At 69.6% G+C, this 19,432-nt stretch carries 16 protein-coding genes; 1 reads left to right on the forward strand and 15 read right to left on the reverse strand.

Annotation, left to right across the window (positions count from 1 at the left end; all coding sequences use genetic code 11):
* Positions 1–137 precede the first annotated feature (137 nt).
* The 14 genes from P5G52_RS14375 to dinB all read right to left on the reverse strand — a co-directional run bounded on the left by P5G52_RS14375 (position 138) and on the right by dinB (position 17,529).
* Positions 138–950 (reverse strand): cell division protein FtsQ/DivIB, encoded by an 813-nt coding sequence (locus P5G52_RS14375; RefSeq protein WP_301228469.1) that lies wholly within the window; start codon positions 948–950, stop codon positions 138–140.
* Positions 947–2,491, reverse strand: a complete 1,545-nt coding sequence (gene murC / locus P5G52_RS14380) for a UDP-N-acetylmuramate--L-alanine ligase (RefSeq protein WP_301228471.1) — start codon at positions 2,489–2,491, stop codon at positions 947–949. Before murC ends, P5G52_RS14375 begins: the two co-directional genes overlap by 4 nt.
* A complete protein-coding gene (gene murG, locus P5G52_RS14385; protein ID WP_301228473.1) occupies positions 2,488–3,651 on the reverse strand; it encodes an undecaprenyldiphospho-muramoylpentapeptide beta-N-acetylglucosaminyltransferase in 1,164 nt (387 codons plus the stop codon). The genes murC and murG overlap by 4 nt, the downstream gene beginning before the upstream one ends.
* On the reverse strand, positions 3,648–5,057 hold the full coding sequence (ftsW, locus tag P5G52_RS14390; protein WP_301228475.1) for a putative lipid II flippase FtsW: 1,410 nt from the start codon (positions 5,055–5,057) through the stop codon (positions 3,648–3,650). The genes murG and ftsW overlap by 4 nt, the downstream gene beginning before the upstream one ends.
* On the reverse strand, positions 5,057–6,634 hold the full coding sequence (murD, locus tag P5G52_RS14395) for a UDP-N-acetylmuramoyl-L-alanine--D-glutamate ligase (RefSeq protein WP_301228476.1): 1,578 nt from the start codon (positions 6,632–6,634) through the stop codon (positions 5,057–5,059). Before murD ends, ftsW begins: the two co-directional genes overlap by 1 nt.
* Entirely contained in the window at positions 6,631–7,731 is a 1,101-nt protein-coding gene (gene mraY, locus P5G52_RS14400; protein ID WP_301228477.1) for a phospho-N-acetylmuramoyl-pentapeptide-transferase, read from the reverse strand. The genes murD and mraY overlap by 4 nt, the downstream gene beginning before the upstream one ends.
* Positions 7,728–9,299 (reverse strand): UDP-N-acetylmuramoyl-tripeptide--D-alanyl-D-alanine ligase, encoded by a 1,572-nt coding sequence (locus P5G52_RS14405; protein WP_301228479.1) that lies wholly within the window; start codon positions 9,297–9,299, stop codon positions 7,728–7,730. Before P5G52_RS14405 ends, mraY begins: the two co-directional genes overlap by 4 nt.
* A gap of 6 nt (positions 9,300–9,305) precedes the next feature.
* On the reverse strand, positions 9,306–10,907 hold the full coding sequence (locus P5G52_RS14410; RefSeq protein WP_301228832.1) for a UDP-N-acetylmuramoyl-L-alanyl-D-glutamate--2,6-diaminopimelate ligase: 1,602 nt from the start codon (positions 10,905–10,907) through the stop codon (positions 9,306–9,308).
* A gap of 57 nt (positions 10,908–10,964) precedes the next feature.
* Positions 10,965–12,755: a peptidoglycan D,D-transpeptidase FtsI family protein gene (locus P5G52_RS14415; protein WP_301228481.1), complete on the reverse strand. Its 1,791-nt coding sequence runs from the start codon at positions 12,753–12,755 to the stop codon at positions 10,965–10,967.
* 54 nt (positions 12,756–12,809) lie between these two features.
* Positions 12,810–13,493, reverse strand: coding sequence for a cell division protein FtsL (ftsL, locus tag P5G52_RS14420; protein ID WP_301228483.1), 684 nt, complete (start codon positions 13,491–13,493; stop codon positions 12,810–12,812).
* On the reverse strand, positions 13,490–14,491 hold the full coding sequence (rsmH, locus tag P5G52_RS14425; RefSeq protein WP_301228485.1) for a 16S rRNA (cytosine(1402)-N(4))-methyltransferase RsmH: 1,002 nt from the start codon (positions 14,489–14,491) through the stop codon (positions 13,490–13,492). The genes ftsL and rsmH overlap by 4 nt, the downstream gene beginning before the upstream one ends.
* 266 nt (positions 14,492–14,757) lie before the next feature.
* Positions 14,758–15,189: a division/cell wall cluster transcriptional repressor MraZ gene (gene mraZ, locus P5G52_RS14430; RefSeq protein WP_301228487.1), complete on the reverse strand. Its 432-nt coding sequence runs from the start codon at positions 15,187–15,189 to the stop codon at positions 14,758–14,760.
* Between the two features lie 373 nt (positions 15,190–15,562).
* The gene (locus P5G52_RS14435; protein ID WP_087073715.1) at positions 15,563–15,940 is read right to left on the reverse strand and encodes a DUF3040 domain-containing protein; all 378 of its coding nucleotides are present in this window, start codon (positions 15,938–15,940) and stop codon (positions 15,563–15,565) included.
* A gap of 230 nt (positions 15,941–16,170) precedes the next feature.
* Positions 16,171–17,529, reverse strand: a complete 1,359-nt coding sequence (dinB, locus tag P5G52_RS14440) for a DNA polymerase IV (RefSeq protein ID WP_435868683.1) — start codon at positions 17,527–17,529, stop codon at positions 16,171–16,173.
* Positions 17,530–17,703: 174 nt separating this feature from the next.
* Here dinB and P5G52_RS14445 point away from each other — a divergent pair, with 174 nt between their 5' ends.
* Positions 17,704–18,828, forward strand: coding sequence for a polyprenyl synthetase family protein (locus P5G52_RS14445; RefSeq protein ID WP_301228492.1), 1,125 nt, complete (start codon positions 17,704–17,706; stop codon positions 18,826–18,828).
* 54 nt (positions 18,829–18,882) lie between these two features.
* Here the strand turns inward: P5G52_RS14445 and P5G52_RS14450 are convergent, their stop codons facing one another.
* Positions 18,883–19,236, reverse strand: coding sequence for an Rv2175c family DNA-binding protein (locus P5G52_RS14450; protein WP_301228494.1), 354 nt, complete (start codon positions 19,234–19,236; stop codon positions 18,883–18,885).
* Positions 19,237–19,432 lie beyond the last annotated feature (196 nt).

A 19,432-nucleotide genomic window follows, 5' to 3' on the forward strand; every position in this document is an offset into this window, starting at 1 on the left:
CAAGTAACTTCTATGTTTGACGCTAGGTGCAAGCGTTCCGCGTTGCAATGACCGAACGCCGCGTGTCGGCATGTCGCTCGCTGTGCGCCTCCTTAAGGTTAGACTTCCGCCCGCCTTCCGATGACCACGTTCCGACCTCACCGCGTCACGGGACGGTCGGGAGTGCTCACGTCGAACTCCTTCACCGGCGGGTCCGTGGCGCGCATCGCCAGCAGCGCCTCGAGTACCTTCGCCTTCTCGGCGCTGCGCTCGGCGCTCCCCCAGAAGATCCTCTGGTCCCCGGACAGCGACAGCTGGATCGAGTCGACGCTCCCGGCCGATGCGCTCTTGAGCCGGGACAGGACGGGGACGGGCAGCTCGGCCAGGACCGCGGTGATCGAGGAGAAGACTTCGGAGTTGACCGCGTTGGTCCCGCCGTCGATCAGTGGCAGCTTGACCTCCTCGCGTCGGGCGACACTCGACAGCTGGCGCCCCTCGGAGTCGATGAGCACGAACCCGCGACTGCTCTGCAGCACCGCGACCGGCACGCGCTCCTGGATCGTGACCACGAGCGTCGACGGCGGCTCGGCCGCGATCTCGACGTCCTCGATGGGCGCCTTGTCCGCCAGCAGGTCGCGCACCTGGTCCGGCGAGATCCGCGTCAGCGACGTCCCCATCAGCGGAGCGAGCGCCGTGTCGACCTCGGCCGTGGGAACCAGCGAGTTGCCCTCCACCACGACGGTCCGCAGCGCGAGCGCAGGCGAGAAGACCACGTACGCGACGACGCCGCCCAGGCACAGCAGCACCGCGGTGATCGCGAGGACCACGTTGCGCACCCGGTGCGTCCGCCGTGGAGCCGGGAAATCGAGGATCTTGCCCCGCGGCAGCGGGCCGTCCGCCCGGTCGAGCAGCGAGACCTTCCCGCTCCCCCGGTCCGCGGCACGCGTGACGGGAGGCTTCCTCGGCGTCACGCCCCAGCCACCGATGGTCCGGGTGCGGTGGCGCGCTCCTTCAGCAGGCCGACGAGCTGGTTCCCGTACTGCGTGACGTCCCCCGCGCCGATGGTGAGGATGATGTCGCCGGACCGTGCGTGGCCCGTCACCGTGCGCAGGGCCTCGGCAGGGTCCTCACTGTATGCGGCGCCTGCTCCGGGCATGAGCTGCGTGATCGTCCAGCCTCCGACGTCGTCGACGGGGTCCTCGCGCGCCGCATAGACCGGGAGCACGGTCGCGGTGTCGGCCAGGGCCAGCGCGTCGGCGAAGCCGGCGGCGAATTCCCGGGTACGCGAGAAGAGGTGCGGCTGGAAGAGGACGTGCACCCGGTGCTCCCCCGCCACCGTCCTGGCCGCGGTCAGCGCCGCCTGTACTTCCGTCGGGTGGTGCGCGTAGTCGTCGAAGACCCGGACGCCGTCGCCCTCTCCCCTCGCCTCGAAGCGGCGCGCCGCGCCGGAGAAGGAGGACAGCCCAGCTGCTGCGACGGCCGGATCGACGCCGAGTTCCAGCGCGACGGCGAACGCCGCGGCGGCATTGAGGATGTTGTGGCGGCCCGGGACGCGAAGCTGGAGTTCCTGCTGGGCATCGAGGCCGTCGACGAGGAAGGAGAGCAGGCTGGCGGTGGTGCTGCCGGCAGCCCTGGTCCCGCTGATTCGAATGTCCGCCGTTGCGGCGTAGCCGTAGGTCCGGACGCGGCGTTCCGCGGGGACGCCTGCGGCGAGTGCCGCAGCCCCGGCGTCGTCGGCGCAGGCGACGAGGAGCCCGTCCTCGGGAAGGCGCTGTGCGAAGTCCCGGAAGGCCGAGTGGACGGCGTCGGCGGTGCCGTAGTGGTCGAGGTGGTCCGCTTCGACGTTGGTGACGACGGCGATACCCGGCGTGTAGTTCAGGAAGGACCCGTCCGACTCGTCGGCCTCGGCCACGAACACGTCCCCTCCGGTCCACTCGGCGTTGACGCCGAGGGCGGCGACGTCCCCGCCGATGGCGAAGGACGGGCGGAGCCCGGCGCTGCGGAGCAGCACGGTGATCATGGCCGTCGTCGTCGTCTTCCCGTGCGTGCCCGCGACGGCGATGGCCTGCCGCCCGGTCATGGCGGCTGCGAGTGCCTGGGAGCGGTGCAGGACGGGGAGCCCCCGGCGGCGGGCCTCGGCGAGTTCCGGGTTCGTGTCGCGGATGGCCGAGGACACGACGACCGTCCCTGCCTCGGGGACGGCATCGGCGGAGTGGCCCACGGTCACGTCCGCGCCGAGCGCCGCCAGCGCGCGGAGGCCCCGGGACTCGGCGGCGTCCGACCCTGACACCCGCAGGCCCTGGCCGAGCAGGACCCGCGCGACAGCCGACATCCCTGCGCCGCCGAGTCCGATGAAGTGCACGGGTTCCTGCAGTCCGGCCTCGCGTGCCGGCGCGGTGCTGCTCGTTGCGATACCGCTGCCTTCCGTTCCGCCCGATCTCCGGGCCGTCGTCGTTGCCATGTTCAGGAGGGCCGGAACCACCGGCCCTGCCGCCTCGTGTCCGGCGCTCATCGTCCGGTTCCCGCCGCGGCGAGGACCAGATCGGCCATCCGCCGGTCCGCGTCACGGACGCCCTGCGCATACGAGGCCGCCGACATCCCGTCGAGCCGCACGGGGTCGGTGACGAGTGTCAGCACGTTCTCCCGGATCCACCGGGGGGTGAACGCAGCATCGTCGACCAGGATGGCCCCGCCGGACTCCACGAGTCCGGCAGCGTTCAGCCGCTGCTCCCCGTTGCCGTGCGGCAGGGGGACGAGCACGGCGGGCAGGCCCACCGCGCTGATCTCGCTCACGGTCGCGGCACCGGCACGGGCGACGAGCAGGTCTGCTGCTGCGTAGACCCGCTCCATCCCGTCGACGAACTCGACCTGATGGTAGCCGGGCGCCGCCAGCGGGGCGCCGTCGTCGCCGGGTACCTGCTTGCCGCGCCCGGTGATGTGGAGGACCTGCACCCCGGCGGCGGTCAGTTCGGGGACCGCCGCGGCAAGGGACCGGTTCAGGCTCGCCGCGCCCGAGGATCCGCCGGTCACGATCAGGGTCGGACGGTCCGGCTCGAGTCCGAGGGAGGCACGGGCTTCGGCCCGGGCTGCCGCGCGGTCGAGATCCGCGATGCTCCTGCGCATCGGCATGCCGACCAGGACCGCATCGGCGAGTCCCGTCCCCTCGAACGCGACGGCGACGCGTGCCGCGATCCGGGCACCCACTCGATTTGCGATGCCGGGACGCGCGTTCGCCTCGTGGATCACGACGGGCACGCGTCGCGTCCAGGCCGCGAGGTAGACCGGGGTGGAGACGTACCCGCCCACGCCGACGACGACGTCGGCCGCCGCGTCGGACAGGATGGTGCGCGCCTGCCGGACGGCGCGCACGAGGCGGACCGGGAGCTTGACGAGGTCGGTCGACGGCCGCCGCGGCAGAGGCACGCGGTCGATCGTCCGCAGCTCGAACCCGGCGGCAGGGACCAGACGCGTCTCCATGCCTGCTTCGGTTCCGACGGCCGTGATGCGTGTTCCGGGACGCTGCTCGATGATCGCTCCGGCGATGGCGAGCAGGGGGCTGACGTGCCCGGCTGTCCCGCCACCCGCGAGGACGACGGACACCGTCCGTTCAACCGTCCGTTCAACCGTCCGTTCAACCGTGCGTTCAACCGTGCGTTCAGAGGGGGAGGTCATGAAAGGACGTGGCTTCTTCCGGAGGTGGTGGCAGGGGCGCCTGCCGGGGCGGGCGCGTGCGGTGTCTTCCGCGCGAAGGAGAGCAGGACGCCGACGGCGGCAAGCGTGAACGTCAGCGCGGAGCCGCCGTAGGAGATGAAGGGCAGCGGTACACCGATGACGGGCAGCAGGCCCGTGACCATGCCGATGTTGACGAAGGCCTGGCCGATGATCCAGACGAGGACGGACCCCATGAGGATCCGCACGAAGGGATCGGTGTAGCGCAGTGCCACCCGGATGGTGGCCACGGCGAGGATGCCGAACAGGAGCACGACCACGAGGGTGCCGATCAGCCCGAACTCCTCGCCGATGATCGCGAAGATGAAGTCGTTGTGCGCTTCCGGGATCCAGTTCCACTTCTGCCGGCTCTGTCCGATCCCCACGCCGAACCAGCCGCCGGAGGCCATGGCGAACAGGCCGTTGTTCGACTGCAGGCAGAGGTCGGCGCCGTCGTCACAGTTCAGGCCCAGCCACGCGCTGATGCGCCCACCGCGGTTGGAGCTCGTCGCCACCATCAGGAGGGACCCCGCCAGCGCGACGGCTCCGGCGAGGGAGAACAGCTTGAGCGGCGCACCCGCGAAGAACAGCGCCGCTCCTGCGATCATCATGAGGACGAGTCCGGTTCCGAGGTCCCCGCCGATGAGGACGAGGCCGATCGGCAGGCCGCCGAGGGGCAGCGCCGGGATCATGGCGTGTTTCCAGTCCCGGATGAGCCCCTTCTTCCGCTCGAGCACCGCGGCGAACCAGAGTGCCAGTGCGAGCTTCGTCGGCTCGGACGGCTGGAAGGTCTGGGAGCCGATGCGGATCCAGTTCTTGTTGCCGTTGATCTCCACACCGATCAGGAGCACCAGGACCAGCAGCGCGATGGCGATGCCGAGGCTGGGCCAGGCGAGTGCCTTGTAGGCGCGGGGCCCGAGCCTGGACAGCACGAGCATCAGGACGAGGCCTGCCCCGGCCCAGATGGCCTGCTTGAGGAAGAGGTCGAAGGTGTGCTTGCCCTCGGAGATGGCCTCGACGGACGAGGCCGAGAGGACCATCATCAGCCCGATGGCGGTCAGCGCGAGGGCCGAGCCGAGAATCAGGTAGTAGCTCGACCCGGAAGGGGCCCGGTCGGAGCCTTCGAGGAAGGTCCAGCCGCGCTTCACCAGCGCGCGGACGCCCCTGCCTGCCCGCTCGGAGTCGGTGGGGTGCTCCGCCGCCGCCGGCCCGCCGGGCTTGATGGTCCTCGCCCTGGCGGCGGCACTCCCGGCGGTCGTGCTGCCCGCCGGGATGGCGTTGCCGGGGCTGGCGGTCCTGCCCGCTTCCTTGATCCGGACCGGCCGGACGGAGGGCTTGCGTCCTCCGGGCCTGGTTGGGGTGGCCACCATTACGACTCCTTCGCGGTTGTCCCCTGTCCGCCACGTGCCCCGACGGCCGCCATGAAGGCGGCTCCCCGATGCGCATAGGAGGAGAACTGGTCCATAGAGGCAGCGGCCGGAGCCATCAGGACCGTGTCGCCGTCCCGGGCGAGACGCCCGGCTTCGGCAACGGCCCACTGCATCAGGGAATCGCTGGTCACCGGATCGGACGATCCGCCGCCGCTCCCCTGTCCAGTGTGAAGGCTGGGGTGGAGGGAGACCGGAACATCGGCTGCGTGTCGGGAGAGGGCGCCCAGGAGCGGTTCCGGGTCCTCGCCGAGGAGCACGACGGCTCGGAGGCGCCGTGCATGGGTCTTCACGAGGTCGTCGTAGGAGACTCCCTTGGACAGCCCGCCGGCGATCCAGACCACGGAGGAGAACGACGCCAGCGACGCCGAGGCCGCATGGGGATTGGTGGCCTTCGAATCGTTGATCCAGAGCACTCCCCCCTCGTTCGCGACGACCTGGATCCTGTGGTCCCCGGGCTGGAAGGCCCGGATGCCGTCGCGCACAGCCGACGCCGGTATGCCAGCGGCGCGGACGAGGGCCGCGGCCGCCAGGGCGTTGGCCACCAGGTGCCGCGGGACGACCTCCCCGAGCTCGCTGATGGAGGCGAGCTCGGCGGCCGAATCCTTGCGCTGTTCGATGAAGGCGCGGTCCACGAGCAGGTCCTCGACGACGCCCATCATGCTGATGGACGGCATGCCGGTCGTGAAGCCGACGGCCCGGCAGCCCTCGACGACGTCGGCCTCCTCGACCATCTCCTCCGTCTCGCGCTGCTCGACGTTGTAGATGCAGGCGATCTTCGTCCGCTCGTAGACCGAGGCCTTCGCGGCGAGGTAGGCCTCGTAGCTGCCGTGCCAGTCCACGTGGTCCTCGGCGATGTTGAGGCAGACGCTCGCGAGCGGCGAGATGGAGTGGGCCCAGTGCAGCTGGAAGCTGGACAGTTCGACGGCGAGGAACTCGTAGCCCTGAGGGTCGCGGATGACGTCGAGGATCGGTGTGCCGACATTGCCTGCCGCGACCGCGCGCTTCCCGGCGGCGAGGAGCATGGATTCCGTCAGGCCGACGGTGGTCGTCTTCCCGTTGGTCCCCGTGATGGTCAGCCATTCGGCGGTGGGGCGGCCCTCGCGGATGCGCACGCGCCATGCGAGCTCGACGTCGCCCCAGATCGGCACGCCGGCGGCTGCTGCCTCGGCGAGGAGCGGCTGGGTGGGCCGCCAGCCGGGGGAGGTCACGACGAGGTCGGCCTGCTCGCCGTCGACGAGCGGCAGCGAGTCGGCATGGTCCGGGCCGAGCAGCACGGCGTGCGCTCCCACGATGCGCAGGGTGTCGGCCTTCGCCTCGTTCTCCTCGGTCGCACCGCCGTCCACCACGACGACGACGGCGCCGAGCTCGATCAGCGTGTCAGCTGCGGAGAAGCCGGACGCTCCGATGCCGGCGACGACGACCCGCAGGCCCGCCCAGCCGGAATCCCAGGTGGTCAGGTCCCTGACGCGCGGCGTCTCCCAGGGAGGGGCACCGGCGGTGCCGTCCGCTTCACTCATCCGACGACCCATTCCGCATAGAAGATTCCGAGTGCGCTGGCCACGAAGAGCCCGGCGAGGATCCAGAACCGGACGACCACCGTGACCTCCTGCCAGCCCTTGAGTTCGAAGTGGTGCTGCAGGGGTGCCATCTTGAAGACGCGCTTGCCGCCCGACAGTTTGAAGTAGCCCACCTGGATGATCACGGACAGCGTGATCATCACGAACAGTCCGGCCAGGATCACCAGGAGGAGCTCGGTGCGGGACAGGATCGCGAACCCGGCGATCGCGCCGCCGATGGCCAGCGAGCCGGTGTCACCCATGAAGATCTTCGCGGGTGAGGTGTTCCACCAGAGGAAGCCGATGAGTGCTCCGCACATGGCGCCCGCGATCAGCGCGAGGTCCAGCGGGTCGCGCACCTCGTAGCAGACGCTTCCCGCGCCGGGCGAACCGCAGTTCTGGTTGCTCTGCCAGATACCGATCAGCAGGTAGGCGCCGAAGACGAGGACCGACGCGCCGGCTGCCAGCCCGTCCAGACCGTCGGTGAGGTTCACGCCGTTGCTCGCCCCCGTGATGATCAGGTTGGACCACACGACGAAGAGGATCGCCCCGACCAGGGTTCCGGCGAATGCCAGGTCGATCGGCGTGTCACGGATGAACGAGATAGCGGTCGATGCCGGGGTGCGCCCGGCGTCGTCGGGGAACTTCAGGGCCAGGACACCGAAGGTCACACCGACGGCGGTCTGCCCGATGATCTTGGCCGGTGCGCTCAGGCCGAGGCTGCGCTGCTTGGAGATCTTGATGAAGTCGTCGGCGAAGCCCACCAGCCCCATGCCGGCGGTCAGGAACAGCAGCAGCACTCCCGATGCGCTGGGACCTCCCACCGTCGAGCCTGTCGCCATCATGAGCAGGTGCGTCAGGAAGTAGGCCAGCAGCACCGATCCGACGATCACCGCCCCACCCATCGTGGGAGTGCCGCGCTTGGTGTGGTGGGCCGTCGGACCGTCGTCGCGGATGAACTGGCCGTACCCCTTGGTCACGAGGAACCGGATGAAGAGGGGCGTGCCGACGAGGGCGAAGAAGAGTGCCGAGGCCGAGGCTATGAGGAGTGCGATCACGGCTGCTGGGCCTTTCCGGAAGCGTCAGGTCCACTGCCGGCTTCGACGTGTGCGTTCTTGGCGGCGGGATCCTCGTCCGGGGTGTTCCCTGGCGGGCCGTCCGGGGCGCCACCCTGGCTGCCGGCCGGCGCCGGCGGGGCGGGGAGGGCCCGGGCCACACGATCCCCGAGGAAGCGCAGTCCTGCGCCGTTCGAGGACTTGAGCAGGACGATGTCACCCGGCTCCAGCTCGGCGGCGAGCAGCCGCTCGGCGGCCTCGACGTCGTCGACGTGGACGGCCTCGCTCCCCCAGGAACCCTCGAGCACGGCGCCGTTGAACAGCGCCCGGGTGTTGGGTCCCACGCAGATGAGCTTCGAGATGTTCAGGCGCACCACCACGCGGCCCAGGAGGTCGTGCTCCTCGATGGAGCGGTCCCCGAGCTCGAGCATCTCGCCGAGCACCGCCCAGGTCCTGCGGCGTCCGCGGCCGAGTTCGGCGAGCGTCCGGAGCGCTGCGCGCATCGACTCGGGATTGGCGTTGTAGGCGTCGTTGATCACGGTCACGCCGTCGGCGCGATCGGTGCGCTCCATGCGCCAGCGGCTCGCCGCGGCCTGCTCCCGGAGGCTCGACGCGATGCGCTCCGGGGCGCAGCCGAGCTCGTAGGCGACGGTCGCCGCCGCGAGCAGGTTGGTCGTGTGGTGCAGGCCGAGGAGCGGCGAGACGACGTCGTGCTCGCTGCCGTCGGGAAAGACCAGCAGGAAGGAGGGGTTGCCGTCGGCGTTCGTGGTGCTGTTGCGCGCCCGGACCACGTCCGCGTCCGCCGCGAAGTCCTCCGAGGACGTGAAGAACGCTGTCCGCGCACGGGTACGCCCCTGCATCGCGAGGACGCGCTCGTCGTCCGCGTTGATGACGGCCGTGCCGGACGGTGCGAGGGCCTCGAAGAGTTCACCCTTGGCCCGGGCGATGTTCTCGACCCCGCCGAACTCGCCCGCATGCGCCGATCCGACGCCGAGCACGACGCCGACGTCGGGCTGGACGAGCGATGCGAGGTACGCGATGTGTCCCGGCTTGGTGGCACCCATCTCGATGACGAGGTACCGCGTGTCCCACCCTGCTTCGAAGACGGTCAGCGGAACCCCGACCTCGCCGTTGTAGGAGCCGCGCGGCGCGACCGTCGGCCCCTCCGCCGCCAGGATGCCGGCAAGGAGGTCCTTGGTGGTGGTCTTCCCTGCCGAGCCGGTGATGCCGATGACGGTCACCTCTCCGTTCCCGCGGAGCCGGCGGACCGTCTCGGCGGCCAGCTCGCCCATCGCGAGGACGGCATCGGGCACGACGACGGCGGCGAACGGCGTCCCGTCGGGACGGGAGACCTCGCGCTCGGCCAGCGCCAGGACGGCCCCGCGTTCGAAGGCGGCTCCCAGGAAGAGGTGCCCGTCGGACTCCTCGCCGGGCTTGGCGACGAACAGGGACCCGGGCACGCACTCGCGGGAGTCGGTGGCTGCGGAGGTGACGGTGATGGAGGTGGTTCCGGCTCCCACCAGGACACCGCCCGTGAGTGCCGCGATCTCGGCTGCGCTGAATTCAATCATGACGGTTCAGGACTCTATCCCGGAGGCGGAAAGCACAGAGAATCCGTGCCTTGTCAACGCGGACCGCAATTCGACGCGGTCGTCGAGGGACAGGTTCACGCCCTTCACTTCCTGCCACACCTCGTGGCCGCGCCCGGCGATGATGATGGTGTCCGAGGGCGTTGCGAGGGCGACGGCACGGTCGATGGCATCGGCGCGCGGGAAGACCTCGAGCACCTCGCAGTCGAGTCCCTCCTCCCGGACGGCCGCATCCGCACCCGACCGGACGGCGGCCCGGATGACGGCGTCGTCCTCGTCGTGCGGGTCGTCATCCGTCACGATCAGGATGTCCGAGAGCCGCGCTCCCACGGCACCCATGATGGGGCGCTTCGTCTCGTCACGCTGGCCGGTGGCCCCGAACACGGAGATGACCCGGCCGCCCGGCCGGCGGACCGAGGCGAGGGTCCGCTCGAGGGCGTCGGGGTTGTGCGCGAAATCGACGATCGCGGCGGGGTTCTCGCCGATGAGCTGCATGCGTCCGGGCACTTCGGTGGTGAAGGGATCGTGCGCATCCAGCGCGCGCTGGATATCCTCCACAGCGACCCCCGACGCGAGGACCATGATCGTCGCGAGGGCTGCATTGGAGATGTTGAACGTCCCGGGCAGGCCGGTACGGACGCGGAGGTGTTCCCCCGTGCGCCCCGCCAGGACGAACGCGTGGCCGAGGCCGCTCGGTCCGACGCCTGTCACCGTCCAGTCCGCTGCTGGGTCTCCCCCGTCCTCGCCGGTCCGCACTGTCAGGACGGGCACATCGGCCGCGTCGGCGAGCCTGCGGCCCCAGACGTCGTCGACCAGCACCACGGCCCGGCGGCAGCGCTCTGCCGTGAAGAGTGTGGCCTTGACGGCGAAGTAGTCCTCCATGGTCCCGTGCAGGTCGAGGTGGTCCTGCGTGAGGTTGGTGAAGCCGGCGACGTCGAAGCGCACGCCGTCGACGCGACCGAACTCCAGTGCGTGCGAGGAGACCTCCATGGAGGCCGCGTCGAGGCCCCGCTCCCGCATCAGCGCGAGGAGGGAGTGCACCTGCGGCGACTCCGGCGTGGTGAGGGCGCTGGGAATGGCGTCGGCGCCGGCGCGGATCTCGATGGTGCCGATGAGTCCGGTGGACCTGCCGAGCGCTTCGAGGAGTGCATTGAGGAAGTAGGTGGAGGTGGTCTTCCCGTTCGTTCCGGTGATGCCGAACAGGGCCGGAGGAGCACCTGCCCGGTCGTCCTGGCGACCGGAGAAGATCTCCCGGGCGAGCGGTCCCACCGCATGCCGGGGATCGGGGACGACGACGACCGGCGGCATCCGCAGGTCGACGCCGCCGCCACGGGCCGCCTCGGCCACGATGCGGGCGCCCGACTCGTCCGTCAGGATCGCGAGTGCGCCTGCCCGGACGGCCTGCACCGCGAACTCGGCGCCGTGCCGGGCCGCGCCGGGCAGGGCCGCATAGACATCGCCGGGGAGGACCGACCGCGAGTCGAGGGTGATGCCGGTGACGGTGGGAAGCCCGTCCTGCGCCGCCGGACCGACGCCGGCGGCGGCGAGGGCCGCCGAGAGCTCGACCGGGTGCGGGGCGCGCGGCCGCATCAGGGAGGCGGGGGCCCCCTGCGAAGTGTTCAGTTGCACGGTGCTGTGGCCTCCGGGTCAGTATTCGACCGGGTAGATGTCCGGCTTCGTCGTCGAGGCCGGAACGTTGTTCGAGTTGAGGACCTGCTTCATGACCTTCTGGAAGGACAGACCGGGGATCAGGTAGTACAGGTCACCCTGGGGACGCTGGAGCGTGACCACCACGACGTACTTGGGATCCTCGATCGGCGCGATCCCGGCATAGGACAGAGTGTAGCCGTCGTAGCCGCCGGTGGCGCCGGGGGCCTCGGCCGTGCCGGTCTTCGACCCGACCCGGTACTGGTCGAGCTCGCCGGACTTGCCGGAGCCCTCCTCGGTGACCGTCTCGAGCATCTTCCGCGTCTCGGCCGCGGTCTCCTCGGACACGACCCGCGTGCCCTCCGCCTCGGGCACCTTGTGCTCGGTGCCGTCCGGGTCGATGTAGGCGTCGATCAGGCGGGGCTGCAGGCGCACGCCGTCGTTCGCGATCGTCTGGTACACCATCGCGGTGTGCAGGGCGGTCTGCGTGAGCCCCTGCCCGAAGAGGACCGTGTACTGCTGGCGGTCGTCCCAGCTGTCCGGGGTGGTGAGCAGGCCCTGGTTCTCCTCGCCGAGTCCCGTGCCGAGCGGCTCGCCGATGCCGAACTTCTTGAGCCAGTCGTAGCGCTCCTGCTTGGTCAGCTTCTGGCCGATCTGCACGGTTCCGGTGTTCATCGACTTCGCCAGGATGCCAGCGGCCGTCCGCTTCTCGGTCCCGTGCTCCCACGCGTCCTTGAACGTCTGGTCGCCCACCGTGTAGCGGTTGTCGAGGACGAACTTCGACGTCGGCTCGATGAGTCCCTGCTCGAGGGCTGCCGCCATGGTGATGACCTTGGTCGTCGAGCCGGGCTCGAAGGAGGCGCTGACGGAGTTCGGGCTGCGCTTGTCGGCCGGTGTCGCCTCGGGATCGTTCGGGTCGAGCGTCGTCGACTCGGCCATCGCGCGGATGGCGCCGGTCTCCGTCTCGACGACGACGATGTTGCCCCATTCGGCGTTGTAGTCCTTCACCTGGGAGGCGATGGTCTGCTGCGCGAACCACTGGAGGTCCTGGTCGATCGTGAGGCGCACGCTCTCGCCGTCGACGGCCGGCACGTCCTCGTTGGTCGCGTAGGGGATGCGGATGCCGTCGCCGCCGATCTCGAAGGTGCGGCTGCCGGCCTCTCCCGTGAGCTGGTCGTCGAGGGAGACCTCGAGCCCGGACCGGGGCGCGCCGTCCGCGCCCACGTACCCGATGACGGACCCTGCGACCGGGCCCGCCGGGTAGGTGCGCACACTGGTCTTGTCGGCGTAGACACCGGGGATGCCGACGGCCAGGGCGCGGTCCTTGACCTCGGGGGTCACCGACTTCGCGACGTAGTTAAAGCTCTTGTCCCCCATGATGGAGCCCTTGAGGGTCTCGGCGTCGATGCCGAGGACGGCCGAGAGTTCGGCGAAGCCCTGGTCGATCGGGATGTCCGTCTCGCGCTCGTCCGCATCGGGGACGCTGCGGTCGAATTCCTCGACGGCGCTCAGGCGCTGGTCCACGACGATGTCGTAGCGCTCGACGCTCCGGGCGAAGTACTTGCCGTTCATGTCGACGATGGACCCGCGGATCGGCTGCACGGCCGTGGTGGTGAGCCGTTTGGACAGGCCCGCCTGCGCCATCCCGTTGAGGTCGAGCGCCTGCAGCTGGAACAGGCGCACCCCGAGGACCAGGAGCAGCACGAGGACGAAGGCCAGCCCCACACGGAGCCGGGTCGAGCCGAGGGCCAGGCGCAGGCTGTCAGGGCTGCCGGTGCGTGCAGGGGTCACGGAGGAATCCTTGTCGATCAGTACGTGCAGGGCGGAGAGCGGCGGGTATGCCTGCTACTGGTCCGAGCCGAGCTGCTCGGGGCCCGGGATCGTCCCCGAGGCCGAGCTGTCCGCTGCGACATCCAGGTCCGCGGTCCCGGGGTCCGCACCGGACAGCCCGGCGTCGCTCTCCACGCCTGCGGGCGCAGCCTCCTCGGGCGTTTCGACCGGTGCCTCGACGGCTACCGGGGCCGGCTGCTCGGTGACGAGCTTCGGAGCGGCGATCAGCACTTCGGGCTTGGGACTGTCCGTCGCGGGTTCCGGGGTGCCCGTCACCTTCTTCGAATCCAGCTCGATGGTCCCGAAGGTCGGGGAGGAGACCATGCCGAGTTTCGTGGCGGCGGCCGCCAGGTTCTGCGGCGCCTCCTTGCCCTCGATCTCGAGGACCAGGGCCTCGTTCTGCTGGCTCAGGGCGACCTGCTGGTTCCGGAGCTGCACCAGTTCGTACTGGGTGCCCGAGACGGAGATATTGAGCATGAGGACTGCGGCCAGCGCGGCAGCCAGCACGAGCAGGCTGAAGACCGCGAAGGGCACCTTGCGACGGGTCGGCCGCGCGGGCACGACCGACAGCGGGGTCCGGGGCTTCGGGGACGTTCCTGCGTAGCGTCCCGCGAGCCGCTCGGGCGCGACGGCGAGAGCGCCGTGTCCCGAGAAGGCCGCAGCGCTGTGTCGCTTCTCAACGGTCAGTGCCTGGCTCATCTGGTGTTCCTGTCGACGGGTCCTGCTTTGATTCGTTCAACTGCCCGCAGCTTGGCCGATGCCGCCCTGGGATTCTCCTCGATCTCCGCCGCCGTCGGCGCTTCGGTGCCACGCGTCAGGGAGCGGAGATAGGCCTTGTGTTCCTCGAGCTCCACCGGGAAACCGACGGGTGCGGAGGACTTCGTCCCTGCGAAGAAGGCGCTCTTGACGATGCGGTCCTCGAGGGAGTGGTAGGACATCGCGACGACACGGCCGCCGGTCACGATCGAGTCGATGGCAGCGGGCACAGCGCGCTCGAGAACGGTCAGCTCCTCGTTGACCTCGATGCGCAGGGCCTGGAAGGTGCGCTTCGCGGGGTGTCCCCCGGTGCGTGCTGCAGCTGCGGGCACGACCCCGCGGATGACGTCCACCAGCTGCGCGGTGGTCCGGAAGGGTTCGATCTGCCGGGCCTGCACGATCGCCGTCGCGATCCGCCCGGCGAACTTCTCCTCGCCCCAGGTCCGGATGATGCGGAGGAGGTCCTCCGCAGCGTAGGTGTTGACGACCTCGGCCGCGGTGATCCCCCGGCTCGTGTCCATGCGCATGTCGAGCGGCGCGTCGTAGGAGTAGGCGAACCCGCGGTCCCGCTCGTCCAGCTGCAGGGACGAGACACCGAGGTCGAACAGGACGCCGTCGACTCCGTCGATGCCGAGGTCGGCCAGGACGTCGGGCAGCTCGTCGTACACGGCGTGCACCAGGTCCGTGCGGTCGGAGAAGGGGGCGAGCCGCTCGCCGGCGAGTCCGAGGGCCTCGGTGTCACGGTCGATGCCAACGAGGTGGGCCTGGGGGAACCGCTCGAGCATGCTCTCGGAGTGCCCGCCCATTCCGAGGGTGGCATCGACCACCACGGCCCGGCGTCCGGCGGATTCCGCGGAGGCGACGGCTGGAGCGATGAGGGATACGCAGCGGTCGCGGAGGACGGGAATGTGGCGCTCACCCGTCGGCCGGTCATCCCCCATGCGCACTCTCTCCCCTGCAGCTCGTCATACAGCTCGTCATACATCGTCTCGGTGTGTGCAGGCTGTCGGGAGGAAGCTCCGCCTTCTTAGATCAGATCCCCATCCGGCCGGAAGGTCGTCGCCTGGCTTCGGGGAAGTGAAGCCAGGAGTTCGACCACCGGCGGCTGGAGATCTCATCCAAGGGACGTTGCCCATCCGCGTCGTCGTTGCTGCGTCCGTGCCCTGCTGGTCCTGCTCGTCGTGCTGGTCGTACTGGTGGTACCGAGTCAGATGATGCCCGGGAAGGCATCCTCATCCGTGTCGGAGAAGGCGGCCTCCTTCTCGTCGAGATAGGATTCCCATGCCTCCGCCGCCCAGATCTCTGCGCGGCTTCCTGCGCCGATGACCGCGAGGTCCCGGTCCAGTCCCGCGTAGCTCCTGAGTGCCGGCGGGATGGTGATCCTCCCCTGCTTGTCGGGAACCTCGTCGGAGGCTCCTGACAGGAAGATGCGGTTGTAGTCCCTCGCCTGGCGTGACGAGATCGGTGCCGCGCGCATCTGCTCGTGAACCCTTTCGAACTCACTCATGCTGAACACGTAGATGCACCGTTCCTGACCCCTTGTGAGGACCAGCCCCTCGCTCAGTTCCTCCCGGAACTTCGCAGGAAGGATGAGCCTGCCCTTCTCGTCGAGGCGGGGGGTGTGAGTTCCGAGGAACATCCCTGACCGCCTGTTCTGAGTCCGCCAAGCCCAGCCCGGTGCTGCCTTGCTCTTATATTCCCCACTTTACTCCACAACTCTCCACGGTCAACGCAGCCTGGCGCGGCGCGGCGCGTGTCGCTCCTCCCGTGGTCCGGGGCCTTTCCGGCACCGGCGGGGGCCAGGCCGGGGGCGTTTCCGGGGAGGAGAGTGGAGGGCGCGGTGGAAGGGCTCCCGGAGCTGCCGTGAGCCTGCGCCGGACCTGCGGCGAAGCTGCAGTGACGTTGCGTCGAAGCTGCGCAAAAAAGAAAGAACCCGCCGTGGCGGGTTCTTTCTGGGCGTTCCGGCAGCACGTGCCGTCAGCAGGAGTACAGGCGGCGGACGCCGCCCCGGTCTAGGTCTGGTCGCGCTTCCGCTCGTCCCACTTGTCCTCCAGGCTGGACATGAATCCGGTCTTGCCACCGGACGCCGCCTTCGAGGGCTTGCCCATCGGCTGCCCTGCCTCCACCTGCCTGGACTTCGTGGTCGCGAAATACACTCCGCCGCCCATGATCAGGAAGCCGACCACCCCGATGAAGATGTTCTGGTAGACGATCCCTGCGAGAAGGACGAGGATTCCGGCGATCGTGATGAGCGATCCGATGACGAGACGCCGGGTCGACATCGACTTCCGGGTGTCCGAGGCCATCGAGTGCGCGAATTTCGGATCGTCGGCATGCAACTGCTGTTCAAGCTGATCAAGCAACCTCTGCTCGTGTTCCGAGAGTGCCATGACCGCCTCCTTGATATGGGTACCAACGTTCCTTCACCCCACCAACGTTTCGAACGCGGACCAGGTTCCCGGCGGAAGGGTCATTGACCACGGGCTCCGGAGAAGAGATTTGCGTACTCCACGGCAGTTGGGCTACCGGGTTAAAGACTAGTTTGCTACGGGGTAGGTGCAAAGTCACAATGCGGGGTTGATTGGCCGTTCCGGCGAATGCTATTCGCCTTCGGATCGGCTCAACGGCGCGGTTTCCGTCCATCGTCCCCCCGCTGTGCCGGCGGCGCTCCCGGTGCCGATGGCACTCCCGCGCGGTTCGCCCCATCGGGCCCGGGATCGGGTCCATGGTTCCCCGCAGGGCGCTCGCCCGACCCGCCCGTTTGCCGTCTCCCCGAACGGGGAGACAGGAGGCCCGCTGGGACGACCCCTGCGTCCCCGAATTTCCGGTTTACGTCGTCCAGGGCGCGCTCGGCGATCCTCCAGTTGTCGTCCCGCCGGTCGATGGTCAGCTGCGTGGAGCCGTCCCCTCCGCTCTCGAGGGACTCGGCGCGCAGGCCGATCAGCCGGACCGACATGGGACGCTCCCCCAGGGCTGCGAGGAGAGCTGTTGCTGCACCGTACAGGGCGTTCGCGCTGTCCACCGGCTCGTCGAGCCGCTTCGACCGGGTGAGCGTGGAGAAGTCCGCGTAGCGGAGCTTCAGCGAGACTCCCCCGGCGCGGTACCCGGAGGCCCGGAGCCGGGTCGCCGTGCGGTGGGCGAGCCTCAGAAGTTCCCGCCGCAGGACATCCGAATCGTCGACGTCGCGGGAGAACGTCTCCTCCGCGCCGATGCTCTTCTCCGGACGCGACACGACCACCCGCCGCGGGTCCCTTCCCCAGGCGAGGTGGTGGACGTGCTCGCCCGACACCCCGAGCAGCCTCTTGAGGGTGGGCAGGGGAGTATGGGCGACATCCTCGACGGTCCGGATGCCGATCCGGGCGAGCACTTCCTGCGTCTTGGCGCCGACACCCCAGAGCGCGGATACGGGCAGCGTATGCAGATAGGCGACCGTCTGGTCCCCCGGAATCAGCAGGAGGCCATCGGGCTTGACCCGGGTCGAAGCGATCTTCGCGACGAACTTCGTGGTCGCAGCTCCCACGCTCGCGGTGATGCCGAGGGACGATCGGATCTCGGCCCGGACCTGCTCGCCGATGGCGCGGGGTCCGCCGAGCCGCCGGATGGACCCGGAGACGTCGAGGAAGGCCTCGTCCACGCTCAGCTGCTCCACCTCGGGGGTCACCGAACGGAAGATCTGCATGACCTGCCCCGATACCTCCGAGTACCGCGCGTGATGGGGCGGCAGGATGACGGCCGTGGGACACTGCCGCATCGCGACGGCCATCGGCATGGCGGAGCGCACCCCGAATTTGCGCGCTTCATAGGAAGCGGACAGGACGACCGAGCGCCCCGACGGGGAACCGACGACGACGGGCACGCCGCGCAGGTGGGGATGGTCGAGGAGTTCCACCGAGACGAAGAAGGCGTCCATGTCGATGTGCAGGATGGAGCACTCCGCGTGTTCAGCGATCCTCGGTCCCTCGTCATTCGGCACGGACACATCGTACGCAGCATCACTGACACCTCGGCCATCGGGCCCGTCCCCTGCCATCCCCCGACCTACCCGACCTGCCTCGCCTGCCGCATGGTCCTCGGAGCACACCGGGCGGCAGGACGTCCGGGCCCGCCGGATAGAGTGGACGAACCACGACCAGCCGAGCTGCCCGGGAGATCCATGCCGTCCGCACCTGCCACCCCCGACACGGGCGGATCCATCTCCGACATCGTCTCCGCCGAGCAGGACCGCTTCCGGTCCTCGCTCACGCAGACGATCGAGGACTTCCTCACGGAGCAGCAGGAGGTGCTGGCGGGAATCTCCGACGAGTCCCTCCCCCTCATCTCGAGCATCGCCACCCTGACGAGGGGCGGCAAGAGGATGCGCGCGCTCCTGTGCTACTGGGGATGGCGGGCTGCGGGCGGATCACCGTCCGCCTCGGCGCCGGTCGTCGCCGGGACGGCGCTCGAGTTCTTCCAGGCGGCGGCACTGATCCATGACGACATCATCGACCGGTCGGACACGCGTCGGGGACGGCCGAGCGTCCACCGGCAGTTCACGGCCCGACACTCGGACGCGGGCTGGCACCTCGACCCCGAGCGCTTCGGGGTGTCGGCGGCCATCCTGGCCGGAGACCTCTGCCTCGCCTTCAGCGAGGAGCTCTTCACGGCCTCGTGCGCGGATGCCGCGGGCAGTGCCGCCCGCACGATCTTCAACCGCATGCGCACCGAAGTGATGGCCGGGCAGTACCTCGACCTCCTGGAGGAGGCCGTCGGCCCGGACCAGGCACCGGCCGTCGCCGAGGAGCGCGCCCTCAACATCCTCCGGTTCAAGTCCGCCAAGTACTCGATGGAGCGTCCGCTCATGCTCGGCGGGGCGCTGGCCGGAGCGGACGACGCGGTGCTGCGGGCCTACTCCGCCTTCGCCCTTCCGCTCGGTGAGGCGTTCCAGCTCCGGGACGACGTCCTCGGCGTGTTCGGCGATCCGGAGGTGACCGGCAAGCCCGCGGGAGACGACCTCCGCGAAGGCAAGCGCACCTTCCTGATTGCGCGCGCCCTGGGGTCCAGCGGGAGCAAGGCCCGCGCCGGGATCAATGCGATGCTCGGCGACACCTCCCTGGACGACGCCGGAGTCGGGAGGCTGCGCGGCCTGATCGTCGAGAGCGGCGCGCTGGCCCACACCGAGCGACTCATCGCGGAGAAGTCGGAGGAGGCGTTCTCGGCTCTGGCCGGGCTCGGGATCGACGCCGTGTCCAGGCGCGCACTGCACCTGCTGGCGGAAGCGGCGGTCACCCGGACCGCATAGACGCAGCGCCGGCCGACCCGAGGCAGGACCTCCGCACCGGCGAGGCAGGACCTCCTACCAGGCGGCTGCCTGGGCGCGACGCCGGATCTCGGTCTTCCGCCCCTCGCGGAGCGCATCGATCGGACGGCCCGGAAGGGATTCGTCATCGGTGTAGAGCCAGCGGATGATGTCCTCATCGCCGTAGCCGGAGTCCGCCAGGACGACGACGGTCCCCCGCAGGCTGTCGAGGACATCGCCGTCGACCAGGAAATCGGCGGGCACGCTGCGGACGTTGCGCTCTCCGATCCGCACGCTGACCAGGGACCGCTCGCTGATGAGCGAGTGCACCCTGGTGATCGGCAGATCAAGGGCCTCGGCCACCTCCGGGAGGTTGAGCCAGGCCGGGACGAGTTGTTCGAGTTCAGTCACCGTCCAAGCGTGCCATGCTCCGGCAGCCAACTCCACTTGAGGGGCCGTGCGGCATGCGCAGCCCGGCCGGAGATCCGACCGACGCCCGAGCACTCCCCCAGCGACACGCCGGGCGGAGGGTTCCGCGTTTTCTGCACCCCTTGTGCTACTCCCTTTTTCGTGTAGATTCACAGGAGTCACACAAGTAACAGTATCA

This window comes from Arthrobacter burdickii, assembly GCF_030433645.1.
Classification (GTDB): Bacteria; Actinomycetota; Actinomycetes; order Actinomycetales; family Micrococcaceae; genus Arthrobacter_D; species Arthrobacter_D burdickii.